Below are 15796 nucleotides of genomic sequence, written 5' to 3' on the forward strand. Positions count from 1 at the left end.
GTCGCGACCGTATCCGCGGTCGCGGCTGTCTTGTCAATCCGCCGGGCTGCACACACAATGTGCAGGTCTCAGCCAATTCCCATCCTGTGTCGCGGGTCCCAATTGGAAAATCGTTCCCTCATCCAACGCCTGATCGCGAGGCCGGAATTCGGGCCTTTCGTGCTGCTGGTCATCGAGCTCGCCGTGTTCTGGGGGTTCAATCATGACTTCCTGTCGCCGCAGAACATCTCCAACATACTGGCCTTCACCGTTGAGCTCGGCCTGATTGCGCTGGCGATGACATTGCTGATGACATCGGGCGAATTCGACCTCTCGGTCGGATCGCTGTTCGGTTTCTCGCCGGTGCTGATGTGGACGCTGTTCAACAGCGGCGTCACCTCGCTGGAGGTCGGCTTCGTCGTTGCCTTGCTGGTCGCCGCCTTCATCGGGCTGGTCAATGGCTGGTTCGTGACGCAGCTCAAGATCCCGTCCTTCCTGGTAACGCTCGGCATGCTGCTGGTGGTGCGCGGCACCGCTTTGTTCGTCACCGACGGATTTCCGCAGCGCACCTGGAGCGCGGAGGGCAGCTGGCTGGCCGAGGCGCTGGTCGGTGATTTCTTCGTCGGCCCGTTCCGCATCTACATGTCGCTGTTCTGGTTCATCGCCGCAGCAATAGCGCTCGGCTATGTGCTGACGCAGAGCCGGACCGGCAACTGGATCCAGGCGGCGGGCGGCAACCCAGGTGCTGCGCGGGCACGCGGCGTCAATGTCAGCGGCGTCAAGATCGGCCTGTTCGTGCTGTCGTCACTGATGGCCTCGTTCGCCGGCGTCATCTCTTCGCTGCGCACCTCGGCGGCCAACCCCAACAGCGGCACCGGCTACGAGCTTGAAGTCATCGCCATGGTGGTGATCGGCGGCACGGCGCTGACCGGCGGACGCGGCACCATCATCGGCACCGTGCTCGGTATCCTGATCCTGCGCGTGATGCGCAACGGCATCGTGCTGATCGGCGTCCCCGGCCTTGCCTACAACATCTTCATCGGCGCCATCATCCTCGGCATGATGGCGCTTCATTCATGGCTGGAACGCCGGCATCAGGCAGGGACTTGAACCATGGCTGAACCGCTTATCCGCATGGAAAACATCCGCAAGTCTTACGGGCGCGTACAGGCGCTCGAGGACGCCAATTTCCATGTCAATGAAAGGGAGATTGTTGGCCTGCTCGGCGACAATGGCGCCGGCAAATCGACGCTGATCAAGGTGCTGTCGGGGGCGGTTCCGCTGACCAGCGGCGACATCTTCATCCGCGGCAAGAAGGTGAACTTGCGCAGCACCAGCGACGCCATCGCCCATGGCATCGAGACGATCTATCAGGATTCGGCGCTGGTCACGCAATTGTCGATCGCCCGCAATCTGTTTCTCGGGCGCGAGCCGATCAAGCCGCCGCGTTTCCTCAACCGGATGGACCAGGAGGCGATGAACGTGGTCGCACGCGACCTGCTCAAGCAGGTCGGCATCTCGAAAAACATCCCGCCAACGACGCCGATCGGCTCGCTGTCGGGTGGTGAGCGGCAAGCGGTGGCGATCGCACGCGCCATGCATTTCGACAGCGACCTCATCATCCTCGATGAGCCGACCAACAATCTTGGCGTCGCCGAGACGCAAGGCGTGCTGAGCTTCGTGCGCAACGCCCGCGATTCCGGTCATTCCTGCATCTTCATCGCCCACAACATCCATCACGTCTTTCAGGTGGTCGACCGCATCGTCGTCATGCGCCGGGGCAAGGTGGTCGCCGACGACATCGACCCGAAGAAGACCAATGTTGCCGAGGTCGAACGGATTATCACCGGCATGTCGGACAAGGAGATCCACGACGCCGTCGTCGAAGGCACGCAGCGGCCGGGCTGAGCAGTCATCCCGGCTGCTTACATCGCTGTCTGGCCGCATCAGCTCTACTCTTTGTGGAGCATGATCTTTGGGACAAAACGGTTCCCGTTTGTCCGACAGAACCGGTTCCCACTTTTCGGGATCATGCTCTATGACTGTGACCATGAAAGCCACCGTTTCGGACATCGCCAGGAGCTGCGGCCTGTCGACGGCGACCGTCGACCGGGTGCTCAACAATCGTCCGGGCGCCAGCGCTGCCAACCGGCAACGGGTGATGGAGGCGGCCAAGCAGCTCGGCTATCTGCCTGTCGTCGACCAGGTGACGCTGCCGTCGCGGCCGGCGCATCTCGAATTCTTCCTGCCGATCGGCAGCAACGCCTTCATGGTCGACCTGGCCAGCCACATCGAGGACTATGCGGCGCGCCTGCCGCTTGTCGCTTCCTGCCGCATCCACAATCTCGCCGGCATCTCGCCGGGCGCGTTGCAGGCGGCCGTCGAAAACCTCTCGCTCAAGGCGAACGGCGTCGGCGTCATTGCGGTCGACCATCCGAGAACCCGCAACATCCTGCGCGAGATCGTCGACGCCGGCATACGCCTCGTCACGCTGGTGTCCGACGTTCCAGCAGCACCGCGCTCGGCCTATGTCGGCATCGACAACCGGGTGGCCGGGCGCACCGCGGCATTGTTGATGGGGCGCTTCCTGGCGGGGCGCACCGGTCATCTGGCGATGGTCGTCGGTTCACGCTCCTATCGCGGACACGAGGAGCGCGAAATGGGCTTTCGTTCGGTGCTGAGCGAAGAGTTCCCCAACCTGACCATCACCAGCGCGGTCGAGATCAACGACGAACCGGAGGGCAGCTACACCGCGACGATGAAGGCGCTGCACAACGAGCCGGAACTGCTCGGCATCTATTGCGTCGGCGCCGGGCGCTCGGGCGTGGCGAAAGCGTTGCGCGAAGCCAAGCCGCAGAAGAAACCGGTGTTCATCTGCCACGATCTGACCAGGGAAACGCGCGGCTACCTCGTCGACGACCTGCTCGATGTCGTCATCGACCAGAATGCGCGGCTGATCGCCGAGCAATCGGTCATTCGCCTGCTCGGCTCGATCGCCTCATCGGCGCCCTATCTGACCAAGAAATTCATCGAGCCACGGCTGATCTTCAAGGAAAACGTGCCGGTGCAGTGAATTCGCGGCGAAGGCCGCTTTTTGCGGATTTGTACGACATATCGGGGCAGATGCCGCAAATCTGCACAGCTGCTATGCAACTTTTATGGTTGCCGAATCATTAAGCAGCCCGTAATCATACGGGTGTCGGCCATCTACTCCTCCCAGATGCGATGCCGACGCTGAATGCGGCGCACCTCCTCCCGCGTCTCATTCGAAATCGAGCCCGCTGCCACCTCCTCCCGGCAGCGGGCTTTTTTCGTTCTGGCCTGAAGTTTCAGCGGCAAGAGGGCGGGAAAGTCGGAGCCTTTGGCGGCAATTACCTTGCCGCGGCGCCCCTGAAAGAGGCGATGAGCCCTTCCGCCATGCGCACGAACTGCGCGCTGGGGCCTTCGGCGCCGACGCTTTGCTGGCTGACGCGGGCGCCTTCAAGCAACAACGAGAGCGTGTCGGCGAGCAGTTCCGCCTGACCGATGCCGGCATCCCGGCACAGCGTCACAAGGCGATCGCGCTGGGCTTCCTTGAGCTCCTTGATCACGCGTCTGGCCGGATGGTCGGTCTCGCTCAACTCGACGGCGGCATTGGCCATGTCGCAACCGCGGCCATCGGCCCTGAGCATATCGGCGGCCTTGCTGACCCAGGCGTGCAGCTGCGCAAGCTTGTCGCCGGGGTGCTGAGCCTCAAATGCATCCCACATCGCGCCGGCCTTGCACGCGGTGGCGCGCAGGCATTCGATGATCAGATCGTCCTTGGATTCGAAATGACGGTACAACGTCATCTTGTTGGTGCCGGCGGCTTCGGTGATGGCGTCGACGCCGACGCCCTTGATGCCATGCTTGTGAAACATGTCTTGCGCCGTCTCCAGGATTCGATCCCGGGGACGCACGCGTTCCGAAGTGCCGTCTACCATCGAAGTCTCCTTGTCTCCCTAAAAATCCGGTACGCCTCTTGACTAGGGTGTTACCGGTCTGTAACGTCATGAATGTTACTTACTGGTAACACCCATATTGCCTCCCGTCAACGACAGTATCGCCGCAGGGCCCTGCCGAGACGAAATAGGGCAGGAAAACTGCAAGTCATGCGGCTTCGGCCGGTGAGAACGACAAAAACGGTTCGCGATCATCCGATGCGAATCGCCAGCCAAGGAGCCGCTCCAATGTTGCAGCGCAAGGATCTGACGATCGATGAAGCCATCCGGGATCCGATGATCCGGCTGGTGATGAAGGCGGACCGTGTCGACCCGCAGTCGTTCGAAGCGATGCTGCGGTCCCTGGCCGATGAGCAGGGCCTGAGCCGCAAGGCGCCGTCGGGTTTTCTGGCGGACCCGGGTTCGGGGCGCAGCCGGCGACTGTCCAAGGTTGCCAGAGCGTTTGGTGAAGTGAAGGCATTTGGCGAGGCGTGCGTCTCATGGTGAACTTCTTCATCCACCGTCCGATCTTCGCCTCGGCGATCGCCATCATCATGGTGCTCGCCGGGACGATTTGCTATTTCCTGCTGCCGGTCTCGCAGTTTCCCGACATCACCCCGCCCCAGGTCGTGGTCAGCGCCCATTATCCCGGCGCCAGTGCGCAAGTCGTCGCCGACACCGTAACGACGCCGCTCGAGCAGCAGATCAACGGCGTCCAGGGCATGACCTACATGTCGTCGTCCAGCTCCAATGACGGCTCGTCGACGATCACCATCACCTTCGACGTCGGCTACTCGCTCAGCACCGCCGCCGTCGACGTCCAGAACCGGGTGTCACAGGCGGCGTCCTCGCTGCCGGCAATCGTCAACCAGGGCGGCGTGACGATCAAGAAGCAGAACCCGAACTTCGTGCTGATCGTCGACCTGACCTCGCCGGACGGCTCCGTCGATCCGGTGGCGCTGAGCAACCTCGCCTATCTGCAGGTGGTCGACCCGCTGAAGCGCCTACCCGGCGTCGGCGACGTGCAGATCTTCGGCGAGCGGCGCTATTCGATGCGCATATGGCTCGATCCCGACAAGCTCGCCAATCTCGGCATCACCGCCGTCGATGTGCAGAACGCCATCGCCGAGCAGAACGTCCAGGTGGCGGCCGGCAAGATCGGCCAATCGCCGGCGCCGGCCGGCACCGCCTTCGAGATGCAGGTCAATGCCGTCGGCCGGTTGAGCGACCCGAAGGAATTCGGCGACATCATCGTGCGCGCCAATGCGGCTTCCGGCTCGCTGGTGCGGCTGCGCGACGTCGCCCGCATCGAACTTGGCGCGCTGCAATATTCGTCGTCGGCCTTCTTCGGCAAGGACCCGACGGTGGTGCTCGCCGTCTACCAGATGCCGGGTTCCAACGCGCTCGATCTGCAGCAGCGCGTCAAGGACAAGATGCAGGAACTATCCGCCCGTTTCCCCAAGGGCGTCAGCTACGCCATGCACTACGACACGACGCGCTTCGTCTCGGCCTCGATGCATGACGTGTTGATCACGCTTGGCGAGGCGCTGATCCTGGTTGTCGCGGTGGTGTTCATCTTCCTGCAAAGCTGGCGCACCACGATCATCCCGACCATCGCCATCCCGGTGTCGCTGATCGCGACGCTGGTGGTCATGGAGATGCTCGGCTTCTCGCTCAACATGCTCAGCCTGCTCGGCATGGTGCTGGCCATCGGCCTCGTCGTCGACGACGCCATCGTCGTGGTCGAAAACGTCGAACGACAACTCGAGGCCGGCCTCAAGCCGCTGGCCGCGACAAAGGCGGCGATGGCCGAAGTCACCGGCCCGATCATCGCCACCACCGCCGTGCTGATGGCCGTGTTCGTGCCGGTCGCCTTCATTCCCGGCGTTTCCGGTCGGCTCTACAATCAGTTTGCTTTGACGGTGGCGATTTCTGTCGGCATCTCGGCCTTCAACTCGCTGACGCTCAGCCCGGCGCTCAGCGCCGCCTTCCTGCGCCATCGCGGCGAGACACAGTTCGCCCCGTTCCGCTGGTTCAACACGGGCTTCGACAGGCTGTCGCATGCCTATGCGCATGGCGTACGCATCCTCATCCGTCTGCGCTGGATCATGCTCGGCCTGTTCGCGGCCGGACTGGTCGCCACCTATTTCGTCTGGCAGCGCCTGCCTTCGACTTTCCTTCCGGTCGAGGACCAGGGCTATTTCTTCGTCGTCATCCAACTGCCCGATGGTGCCGCACTGGAGCGCACAGACGCGGTGGCCAAGAAGGCGCGCGACATCCTGCAGAACACACCCGGCGTCGATATCGTCGGCTCGATCTCAGGCCTGAACTTCCTGACCAGCGCCGCGCAGTCGAACTCGGCGGTCGAGTTCGCCATCCTCAAGCCATGGGATGAACGCGGACCGGACCAGAGCGCCTCGAAGCTCGTCGCCGAGGTGCGCAACAAGCTGCTGCAGATACCGGAAGCCTTTGCGCTGAGCTTCGATCCACCGTCGATCCCCGGCATCGGCACCACCGGCGGCTTCGAATTCCAGGTCGAGGACCTGACAGGTCGCGGCGCCATTGCGCTGAACGACGCAACGCAGGCCGTGCTTGCCGAGGCCCGCAAGCAGCCAGAGCTCAACCCGCAACAACTGTTCTCGTCGTTCTCGACCTCGACGCCGCAGTTCAATTACGAGCTCGACCGCAACAAGGCCAAGCTGCTCGGCCTCAACCTGCCGGATGTGTTCAACACGCTGCAAATCTATCTCGGCTCGCTCTATGTCAACGACTTCAACCTGTTCGGCCGCACCTTCCGGGTGACGATGCAGGCCGACAAGGATGCGCGCGCCGGTGCGGCCGACATTTCGCGGCTCTATGTGCGCAACGCTTCCGGTGGCATGGTGCCGCTGAGCACGCTTGGCAAACTGGTGCCGATCGTCGGCCCGGAGACCGTCCCGCATTACAACAACAATGCATCGGCGCTGATCAACGGCGGGGCCGCACCGGGCTTCTCCTCGGGCCAGGCGGTGGCGGCCATGGAACGCGCAGCGGCGACGGCCCTGCCGAGGGATTTCGGTTATGAGTGGACCGGCATCACCTATCAGGAGCTCAAGGCGGGTTCGATCGCGTCGGTCGTCTTCGGGCTGGCCATCGTCTTCGTCTTCCTGATCCTCGCCGCGCAGTATGAGAGCTGGGCGATGCCGTTCATGGTGCTGCTGGCGGTGCCGCTGGCGCTGTTCGGCGCCTTCGCCGTGCTGTGGGTACGTGGCATGCAGATCGACGTCTATTCGCAGATCGGCTTCGTCATGCTGATCGGGCTGGCGGCCAAGAACGCCATCCTGATCGTCGAGTTTGCCCGACGCCGGCGCGAAGAAGGTCTGAGCATCGTCGACGCGGCGATGGAAGCGGCGCGCCTGCGGCTGCGGCCGATCCTGATGACCGCCTTTGCCTTCATCCTCGGCGTGCTGCCGTTGATGTTTGCCACCGGTGCAGGTGCCGCGAGCCGTCAGTCGATCGGCACCACCGTCTTTGGCGGCATGGTCGCGGCGACCATCCTGTCGCTGGTGTTCGTGCCGGTCTTCTACGCGGTGATAGAACAGCTGCGCGAGCGCCGCGGCGACGGCGAAGCCGTTTCCGAACCAACTGAACCAACTGCCGAACCCGTTTTTGCGCCCTKGGCGCAAGCGGCCGAATAGGATTGGAGACTGATCATGCGTAAATGGAAAATCGCGTTGGGTGCGGCGGTCGCCCTGGGGGCGATCTCGGTGGCGAGCGTTCACTGGCTCGACATGGGCAATCTCAGCCTGAATGCCGGCACGGCAGCAGCGACGCCGGCTCCGGCGGCGTTTGTCATGCCGGTGCCGGTGGTCAACGTCGTCAAGAAGACGATCCCGATCTATCTCGACTATGCCGCGCGCACCGAGCCGATCCGCAGCATCACGCTGCAGGCGCGCGTGCCGGGCTATTTGCAGGAGCAGGCTGCTGCCGACGGTGTCGACGTCAAGCAAGGCGACCTGCTCTACCGGATCGCCCCGCAGGATTTCCAGGCTGCTCTCGACCAGGCGAAGGCGCAGGTGCAGCGCGACACGGCCACGCTCGACTATGCCCGTTCCAATCTCGGCCGTGGCAGCGAGCTGGCCAAGAGCGGCTACATTGCCAAGGACGCGTTCGACCAGCGCACCAGCACCTTGCGCGAGGCGGAGGCGTCGCTGGCCGTCAACCAGGCCGCCGTGCGGACGGCAGAGCTCAATTTGAGCTACGCCGAAATCAAGGCGCCATTCGCCGGCCGCATCGGCCGCAACCAGGCGTCGGTCGGCACGCTGGTCAGCGTCGCCGGCACCGTGCTCAACACGTTGGTGCAGCTCGACCCGATCTACGTCACCTTCAATCCCAGCGAAACCGATCTGGCGCAGATCGAGGAAGCTCGCGCCGCGGGACCGATCGACGTCGACATCCTGCTGCCCGGCGACACCGAAGCGCGCCAGAAGGGCGAACTTACCTTCATCGACAACACGATCGATCCCTCGACCGGCACCATCACGGCGCGGGCAACGATCGGCAACGGCAAGTTCACGCTGCTGCCCGGCCAATATGTCCGGGTCAGGCTGCACATCAAGCAGCAGCCCGATGCGCTGATGGTGCCGCAGACGGCGCTGGGCTCGAGCCAGCTCGGCAAATATCTCTACGTCGTCGGCAAGGGCAACACGGTCGACCAGCGCATCGTTTCGCTCGGCCCGATCAACGGCGATCTGGTGGCGATCCTCAGCGGCGTGGCCGAAGGCGACCAGGTGATCACAGGCAATCTGCAGAAGATCGGACCCGGAATGCCGATCTCGCCGTTGCCCCAGGAGAAACCGGCCAGCTGATAACCCCCATCAGACAAGGTCGTGTGGCGCCCTCGGTTCCCACACCGAGGGCGCCGTTTTGTTGAGGAGTGCGACGAGGCCGGCGACATCGGCGCGTTCGGCTTTGGCCGCAGGCATGAAGGCGCAATAGGGATGGCCGAGACGCACCGACACGGATGAGAGCGCGATGAGGCGCCCGGATTCCAGATCGGCGCGGGCCATGACCCGCTGGCCAAGCGCCACCCCAAGACCCAGCCTTGCAGCTGATATCGACAGACTGGACAGGCCGACGCGCCGCCCCTGCGAAGGATCGGGCGAACGGCTGCCTCCCGAGGCAGCGAACCAGTCGGCCCAGCTCGGATGCGTGGCATAGTTCGGGCCCCAGTTGGTGTGGATGAACAGGCTCTCGTGCAGTTCCGCCAGGCTGGTCGTGCTGCCGCCATGCCGACGCCAGAATTCCGGCGCGCAGACCGGCAGCACGTCGTCATGGACGAGGCGGACGAGTTTCAAGCCGGGATAGTGATAGTCGCCATAGGAGATGCGCAGGTCGATGTTCTGGCGCGCAATATCGACCGGGTCATCCTCGACGCGGACGTCGATGGCCATATGCGGAAAGGCTTCGAGCAGCACGGCCAGTCTTGGCGCCAGCCACAGTTCGGCCAGCGAAAACGGCACGCTGACGACAAGCCGGGTTCTCAAAGTCCCTTCCAGCATGCGTTGGCCGATCGCCGCGATGTCGCCCAAGGCGCGCGCGGTCTGCGGGTAGATCGCATGGCCGGCGTCGGTCAGCGCGATGCGGTTGCCGGTGCGCACGAACAGCTGCTTGCCGAACCAGCTCTCGAGATTGCGGATCTGCTGGCTGACCGCGGCCGAGGAAACACCGAGTTCGGTCGCCGCGAGCGTGAAGCTGCCGGCACGCGCCGCGACCTCGAAGGCCTTGATCGCATTCAGGGGCGGCAGCCGTTCCACCTTGTCACCATAGGTTTTTCTTTCGCAACCCTAATAATTTTCCACGTTGAGAGAAAGATTTTTTTGCCGTCTTCTGCGGTCTCAGCCTTGGAGCAAGAGACATGAAAGATATTCTCGATCTGGACCGCTACCCGCTCGACCGTGAAGGCAGCGCCGAATGGAAGCACCTTGTGGAAACCTCCAGAGCGGCGCTGGCAGCCGACGGCATGTTCAATCTCGAAGGCTTTCTGCGGCCCGGCGTCGCCGAAAAGGCGGTCTGGGAAATCCAGCCGGTGATGGATACGCGCTCGCATATGCACAAGCGCATGCACAACATCTACTTCAAGCCTGACCTTCCGGACCTTGCGCCCGACCATCCGGCGCTGCGCAAGGTCGAGACGGTCAGCCATACGGTGTGCGCCGACCAGATCCCCGGCAGCGTCGTGCTGGCCATCTACGAATACGAACCGCTGCTGCGCTTTCTGGCAGCGACGATGGGCAAGACGAAGCTGCATGTGATGGAGGATCCGCTGGCGCGCACCAATGTGATGGGCTACCGCGCCGGCGAGGCGCTGAACTGGCATTTCGACCGTTCGGAATTCACCACCACGCTGCTGTTGCAGGCGGCCGAGGGTGGCGGCGATCTCGAATACCGCACCGAGCTCCGTTCCGACGACAATCCCAACTATGACGGCGTGGCGAAACTGCTCGAAGGCCGCGACCCCGAGGCAAAAATCCTTCGCATGAAGGCGGGCACGCTGAATGTCTTCCGCGGCAAGAACACCGCGCATCGCGTCACCACCGTTGAGGGCGAACGCGAGCGGATGATCGCGGTGTTCTCCTACTACGAGAAGCCGGGTGTGATGTTCAGCAACGAGGAGCGGGTCGGCTTCTACGGCCGGGCGGCTTGAGGCCAAAGAGGCCGGCATGCCACCGAACGAAAAGAATCCAAAAATGACCTCTTGTTAGATTGTCGACAATCTGATTGTCTTACCTTCTGTTCTCGCTGGAGTGGGCCGGACGGTGACGACGGATTTCAGCCCGATTGCCGACACGACGCGACGCGCCGAAATCGTGGCGCTGCTGCGACGCGCGATCCTGACCGGCCAACTGCAACCAGGCCAGAAGCTCAATGAGCTCAGGATTTCCGAACAGATGCGCGTCAGCCGCGCGCCCCTGCGCGAGGCAATGCGCGAGCTGGTGCAGGAAGGCATCCTGACCAGCATCCCCTATGCCGGCACCTTCGTCATCGATGTCACCGCCAAGGACATCGATGATGCGTATTCGCTCAACCAGGTGCTGGACGAGTTCGCCATCGAACGGACATGGCCACAGCGCGACCAGCGTTTCTTCGATGAGCTTGACCGGCGCCACGAAGCGGTGAAGCAAGCGACCCGCAACCTCGACACCACAAGGCAGATCGAAACGGCGCTGCAACTGCATGGCCTGATCTATGAATGGGCCGAAAATTCGGTGCTTCTGGAAACCTGGCAGCGGCTGACCAGCCGGCTTCAGATGTATTTTGCCCTCCACCAGCATGCGCGCAACGAGCCGGTGCCGGCCGAAGATGTGCACGAGACCTATGTGCGGTTGCTCAAGGGCACCGACATGCGCGCTGCCCAGCGCCATGCCCGCGAGCATATCCACCTCGATTACGAACAGCTGCTTTCCTACGCACGCAGCCTCGAACAGCGCCCCTCAAGGGGCGCCTGACCATTCCCCAAACATCGTAGACAACGGACAGATACGTGCGGATCCAAACCATAAAAGCCTACCATGTCGTGCAGCCCTTCGTGGACGGGCCCTACCGCATGTCCAAAGGGCGCGAGGCCGACGCCTTCGACGCGGTGATTGTCGCCATCACCTCCGACAGCGGCGTCACCGGCTGGGGCGAGATGGCGCCGCTGGGCAATTTTTACTCCGCCGCCTTCCCCGCCGGAACGCGCGCCGGTGTCGTCGAGATTGCGCCGCATCTCATCGGCCAGGATCCGCGCGGACTGGCGAGCATCGGCCGGCTGATGGACACGGTGTTCAAGGGCCATCCCTACATCAAGTCGGCGCTCGACATGGCATGCTGGGATCTCGCCGCGCGCGCCGCCGACGTGCCGCTGGTCACGCTGCTCGGCGGACGCGAGAGCGAGACGGCGGAGCTCTACAAGGTCGTCACCCATGGCAGCGTCGACGCCATGGCGGCACTTGCCAAGCGGATCGTCGGCCAGGGCTTTCACCGGCTGCAGGTCAAGGTCGGCGGCAATGTCCATGACGACATCGAGCGCGTCAGCGCGGTCGCCGCTTCGGTGCCGAAGGGCACTGTCATCTTCTGCGACGCCAATGCCGGCTGGACGCCCTATCAGGCGCGCCAGTTTGCCGATGCGACGCGCGCTATCGATTACACGTTCGAGCAGCCCTGCACCACGATTGACGAGAACATGTCGGTGCGCCGCATGCTCGACAAGCCGATGGTGCTCGACGAATCCGTGACGTCGCTCGAGGCGATGCTGGAAATACATCGCCTGGGCGCGGCCGATGGGCTGACGCTGAAGATCTCGCGGCTCGGCGGAGTCAGCAAGACGCGGCAGATCCGCGACGTTGCCGTCGACCTCGGCTTCATGATCACGGTGGAGGATACCGGCGGCGCCGAGATCGACACTGCTGCCATGGCGCATCTGTCGCTGTCGACGCCGGAGGAACGCCGGCTGCATGCCATCGCTTTCCACGAATGGGTGACAGTGCGCACAGCCTCCAACAAGCCGCCGGTCACCGGCAGCCGCATGGGCATTCCGGACGGACCGGGCCTCGGCATCGATGTCCTGCCTGACCTGCTCGGCAAGCCCTTCTTCGAGATTGGCAGCTGAGATGAAAATCCGCCGCATCCATGCCACCCCAATCAACCTGCGGCTCGAAGCACCCTACGCCTGGGTGTTCGGCGAGCTCGACGGCTTCTCGCCGACCATCGTCGAGGTCGAAACCGAGGACGGGCTGATCGGCCTCGGCGAAGCGCCGACACCGGCGGCGGCAGCGATCATCAATGATGTGCTGGCGGCGCGGCTTGTCGGCCGCGACGCCTTCGACATCGCCGGCGCCGAAGAAGTCTGCCTGCCCTACTGGACCGGTGTGCAGTCGATCAACGACCGCAGCCGTATCATGGCCTTCGGCGCCATCGAGATGGCGCTCTGGGACCTGCGCGGCAAGGCGTGGAAGCAGCCGCTCTACCAGCTGCTCGGCGGCGCGGTGCGCAAGGACATCCCGTTCACCGATTATTTCTCGCTGCGCGGTGACGGACCAAAGATCAAGGGCGAGACAACGCCGGAGCAAGTCGCCGATTATTGCGTCGAATTGCACGAGACCTATGGAACGACCTTCTTCGAAGGCAAGTTCTCGACCCAGGATCCGAAAATCTCACTGAAGATGGTCGAGTTGATCCGCCAGAAGCTTGGCGACGAGGCGATGATCCGCATCGATTCCAACCAGGCCTATTCGCTAGCGACGGCGCGCCGGCTGGCGCGGCCGCTCGAAGAGCTTGGCGTGCGCAACTGGGAAGACCCGGTGGCGACCATCGAGGAAATGCGCGAACTGCGCCGCCATTGCTCGATCCCGTTTTCGACCCACAACATCGACATAGCGCGCGCCATGGAGACCAAGGTGCCCGACGCCTTCGTCGGCAACCCGACCGTGCATGGCGGCATCGGCCGCATGCTGCGCTTCGTCGGCGCCTGCGAGCATTCCGGCATCGACTACTGGTGTTACAGCGGCGACAGCGGCATCGGCAGCGCCGCCTATCTGCATCTGTGCGCGGCTCTTGGCTGGATCAGGGAGCCGAACCAGTCGCTGTTTCGCATGCTGCCGATGGACGTCATCGAGGAAGGGCCGTTCTCGCCGAGGAACAATGTCGTGCGGGTGCCCGAGGGACACGGCCTCGGCGTCACCCTGTCGCGCGCAAACCTCGCCGCCTGCCACCGCGACTTTGCCGAGAACGGGTCCTGCAACAAATATCACGATCCGGTGAAGCCCGGGACCTATCGCCGCCTGCCGCTGAACTAGGAGGACAGGACGCAGGAGACGGAAACCAGACAACAGAAGCCTGCAGCGGCGTTTTCGACCGGAATGCAGGACGAACGGGTGGAAGCAGTGCCTCGAAGAAACCCCGTCTCTCCGCCGCAAGGACCGGATGGACCAGCAAAGATCGCATGCTACAGTCCCGGTCAGCAGACCTCATTGACGCCCGGGATACGGAGAACATCCACGGTACTCGTCAATCACAAAGAGCGTTCGTAGTTACAAAAAACACAGGGGAAAGGGTTAAACCCATGAGCAACAATTATCGCATTCTCGACTTCATCCGGCGCAGCCGCTCGCCGCTCGAAAACCACCTGATCGATGGACTGGTCGATGGCCGGGTCAGCCGCCGCGATTTCATCCGCCACGGCAGCCTGCTCGGCCTGTCGCTGCCGCTGCTCGGCCGCATCGGCGCTGCCGCCGGCTTCGGCGCCATGCCGTCGCTGGCCCGTGCCGCGGGCGCAGCCGGCGCCACCATCCGCGTCGCCAGCAGCGTGCCCGCCGCGGCGATCGACCCGGTGACCATCGCCGATGCCGGCGGCCTCGTCGTCCTGCAGCAGGTCGCCGAATTCCTCTGCGTCGACGGCCCGGACCTGGTGCTGCAGCCGTCGCTCGCCGAAAGCTGGAAGCCGAACGACACCGGCACGGTGTGGACCTTCACGCTGCGCAAGGGCGTGAAATTCCACTCAGGCGGCGAGATGAAAGCCGACGACGTCGTGGCCAGCATCGACCGGCTCGCCGATCCGGCGAACTCGTCCAATGCGCTGTCGGTGTTCAGCGGTATCCTGCAGAAGGGCGCGACCAAGAAGGTCGACGACTATACGGTGGAATTCCATCTCGATGCGCCGAACGGCAACTTCCCCTACATGCTGTCGTCCGACAACTACAACGCCGTGATCCTGCCGGCGAGCTACAAGGGCGACTACGAAAAGAGCTTCGACGGCACCGGGCCGTTCAAGCTCGAGAAATACACGCCGAAGGTCGGCGCGTCGTTCGTCCGCAATGATGGGTACTGGGGCGAGAAGGCGCTGCCCGATCGCACCGAGTTCACCTTCTTTGCCGACACGCAGCCAATGATCCTGGCGCTGCAGGGCGGTCAGGTCGACATCATCAACCAGCTGCCGGTGCTGGCCGGCGTCGGCCTGCTCAGCGATCCGAACATCGACATCATCAGCCTGAAATCGGTGGCGCATCAGCAGGTGCACATGCGCTGCGATTCCGATCCGTTCAAGGATCCGCGCGTGCGCCGCGCCATCGCGCTCTGCCTCGACCGCGACAAGCTGGTGGCCGGCCTGATGAAGGGCCGGGGCGTGGCCGGCAACGACAGCCCGTTCGCCTCCGCCTACCCCTCGACCGATCCGAGCGTGCCGCAGCGCAAGCAGGATATCGCCCAGGCCAAGCAGTTGATGGAAGCGGCGGGCGCCGGCGCGGGCTTCAAGGTGACGCTGACCACCGAGCGCTATCTGGAAATCCCCGAATACGCGCAGCTGATCCAGAACTGGGTCAAGGAGATCGGCATCGAGCTCGAACTCAACATCCTCGACCAGGGCGCCTATTACGGCGATGCGGTGTTCGGCAAGTCGAACTGGCTGGATTCGGTGATGGGGATCACCGATTACGGTCACCGCGGCGTGCCGAACGTCTTCCTGGCCGCGCCGCTGAAGAGCGACGGCACCTGGAATGCGGCGCACTTCAAGAACAAGGACTACGATACGCTGGCGACCAGCTACATCGCAGCCCTCGATCTCGAAGCGCAAAAGGCGGATGCCGGCAAGATCCAGGCCCTGCTGCTCGAGGAAACGCCGGTCCTGTTCGGCTATTTCTACGACTATCTGACGGCGACCTTGAAGGGCGTCGCCGGCGTGCAGCCGACGGCCATGTCGCAGCTCTTCCTCAGCGGAGCATCGAAGGCCTGAACGGAAAGAGGGAAGCCGGAACTGCCAGCCCCGCGTTGGGGCTGGCAGTTGCGTGGCAAGGCGGGGCGCGCCCGCCTGACGTGTAACTTTGCCGTAGTGGGACTATCCATCG

13 protein-coding genes are annotated in these 15796 nt (G+C 63.5%); 11 read left to right on the top strand and 2 right to left on the bottom strand.

Annotated elements, in window-relative coordinates:
* Positions 1 to 102: 102 nt before the first annotated feature.
* From AC1DXN_RS02405 to AC1DXN_RS02415, 3 genes are all read left to right on the top strand, one after another.
* Positions 103 to 1089 carry an ABC transporter permease gene (locus AC1DXN_RS02405; protein WP_477271713.1) on the top strand — a complete coding sequence of 329 codons (987 nt, stop codon included), beginning with the start codon at positions 103 to 105 and terminating at the stop codon, positions 1087 to 1089.
* A gap of 3 nt (positions 1090 to 1092) precedes the next feature.
* Positions 1093 to 1887 (top strand): ATP-binding cassette domain-containing protein, encoded by a 795-nt coding sequence (locus AC1DXN_RS02410; RefSeq protein WP_477271711.1) that lies wholly within the window; start codon positions 1093 to 1095, stop codon positions 1885 to 1887.
* Positions 1888 to 2029: 142 nt separating this feature from the next.
* Positions 2030 to 3052: a LacI family DNA-binding transcriptional regulator gene (locus AC1DXN_RS02415; protein ID WP_477272413.1), complete on the top strand. Its 1023-nt coding sequence runs from the start codon at positions 2030 to 2032 to the stop codon at positions 3050 to 3052.
* A 298-nt stretch (positions 3053 to 3350) separates the two neighbouring features.
* Here AC1DXN_RS02415 and AC1DXN_RS02420 read toward each other — a convergent pair whose 3' ends face one another.
* Positions 3351 to 3941, bottom strand: coding sequence for a TetR/AcrR family transcriptional regulator (locus AC1DXN_RS02420; RefSeq protein WP_477243396.1), 591 nt, complete (start codon positions 3939 to 3941; stop codon positions 3351 to 3353).
* A 246-nt stretch (positions 3942 to 4187) separates the two neighbouring features.
* Here AC1DXN_RS02420 and AC1DXN_RS02425 point away from each other — a divergent pair, with 246 nt between their 5' ends.
* The 3 genes from AC1DXN_RS02425 to AC1DXN_RS02435 are packed head-to-tail and all read left to right on the top strand — an operon-like array spanning position 4188 to position 8785.
* Positions 4188 to 4445, top strand: a complete 258-nt coding sequence (locus AC1DXN_RS02425) for a hypothetical protein (RefSeq protein WP_477271709.1) — start codon at positions 4188 to 4190, stop codon at positions 4443 to 4445.
* Entirely contained in the window at positions 4439 to 7615 is a 3177-nt protein-coding gene (locus AC1DXN_RS02430) for an efflux RND transporter permease subunit (protein WP_477421444.1), read from the top strand. Before AC1DXN_RS02425 ends, AC1DXN_RS02430 begins: the two co-directional genes overlap by 7 nt.
* 15 nt (positions 7616 to 7630) lie before the next feature.
* Positions 7631 to 8785, top strand: a complete 1155-nt coding sequence (locus AC1DXN_RS02435) for an efflux RND transporter periplasmic adaptor subunit (protein WP_477271705.1) — start codon at positions 7631 to 7633, stop codon at positions 8783 to 8785.
* A 9-nt stretch (positions 8786 to 8794) separates the two neighbouring features.
* Here the strand turns inward: AC1DXN_RS02435 and AC1DXN_RS02440 are convergent, their stop codons facing one another.
* Entirely contained in the window at positions 8795 to 9733 is a 939-nt protein-coding gene (locus AC1DXN_RS02440) for a LysR substrate-binding domain-containing protein (RefSeq protein WP_477271703.1), read from the bottom strand.
* A gap of 101 nt (positions 9734 to 9834) precedes the next feature.
* Between AC1DXN_RS02440 and AC1DXN_RS02445 the strand changes: the two genes are divergently transcribed.
* The 5 genes from AC1DXN_RS02445 to AC1DXN_RS02465 all read left to right on the top strand — a co-directional run bounded on the left by AC1DXN_RS02445 (position 9835) and on the right by AC1DXN_RS02465 (position 15684).
* Positions 9835 to 10623 (top strand): HalD/BesD family halogenase, encoded by a 789-nt coding sequence (locus AC1DXN_RS02445; RefSeq protein WP_477271701.1) that lies wholly within the window; start codon positions 9835 to 9837, stop codon positions 10621 to 10623.
* A gap of 112 nt (positions 10624 to 10735) precedes the next feature.
* Positions 10736 to 11425, top strand: a complete 690-nt coding sequence (locus AC1DXN_RS02450) for a GntR family transcriptional regulator (protein WP_477271699.1) — start codon at positions 10736 to 10738, stop codon at positions 11423 to 11425.
* Positions 11426 to 11460: 35 nt separating this feature from the next.
* Positions 11461 to 12567 (top strand): mandelate racemase/muconate lactonizing enzyme family protein, encoded by a 1107-nt coding sequence (locus AC1DXN_RS02455; protein WP_477271697.1) that lies wholly within the window; start codon positions 11461 to 11463, stop codon positions 12565 to 12567.
* Position 12568: 1 nt separating this feature from the next.
* On the top strand, positions 12569 to 13753 hold the full coding sequence (locus AC1DXN_RS02460) for a mandelate racemase/muconate lactonizing enzyme family protein (protein WP_477271695.1): 1185 nt from the start codon (positions 12569 to 12571) through the stop codon (positions 13751 to 13753).
* A gap of 266 nt (positions 13754 to 14019) precedes the next feature.
* On the top strand, positions 14020 to 15684 hold the full coding sequence (locus AC1DXN_RS02465) for an ABC transporter substrate-binding protein (protein ID WP_477271693.1): 1665 nt from the start codon (positions 14020 to 14022) through the stop codon (positions 15682 to 15684).
* Positions 15685 to 15796: the final 112 nt, after the last annotated feature.

It is taken from the genome of Mesorhizobium sp. P2_H9 (assembly GCF_056403215.1).

Coding starts and splice junctions, on each gene's coding strand:
- AC1DXN_RS02410 (WP_477271711.1), top strand. CDS start 1,093: ATGGCTGAACCGCTTATCCGCATGGAAAACATCCGCAAGTCTTACGGG.
- AC1DXN_RS02415 (WP_477272413.1), top strand. CDS start 2,030: ATGAAAGCCACCGTTTCGGACATCGCCAGGAGCTGCGGCCTGTCGACG.
- AC1DXN_RS02420 (WP_477243396.1), bottom strand. CDS start 3,941: ATGGTAGACGGCACTTCGGAACGCGTGCGTCCCCGGGATCGAATCCTG.
- AC1DXN_RS02425 (WP_477271709.1), top strand. CDS start 4,188: ATGTTGCAGCGCAAGGATCTGACGATCGATGAAGCCATCCGGGATCCG.
- AC1DXN_RS02435 (WP_477271705.1), top strand. CDS start 7,631: ATGCGTAAATGGAAAATCGCGTTGGGTGCGGCGGTCGCCCTGGGGGCG.
- AC1DXN_RS02445 (WP_477271701.1), top strand. CDS start 9,835: ATGAAAGATATTCTCGATCTGGACCGCTACCCGCTCGACCGTGAAGGC.
- AC1DXN_RS02460 (WP_477271695.1), top strand. CDS start 12,569: ATGAAAATCCGCCGCATCCATGCCACCCCAATCAACCTGCGGCTCGAA.
- AC1DXN_RS02465 (WP_477271693.1), top strand. CDS start 14,020: ATGAGCAACAATTATCGCATTCTCGACTTCATCCGGCGCAGCCGCTCG.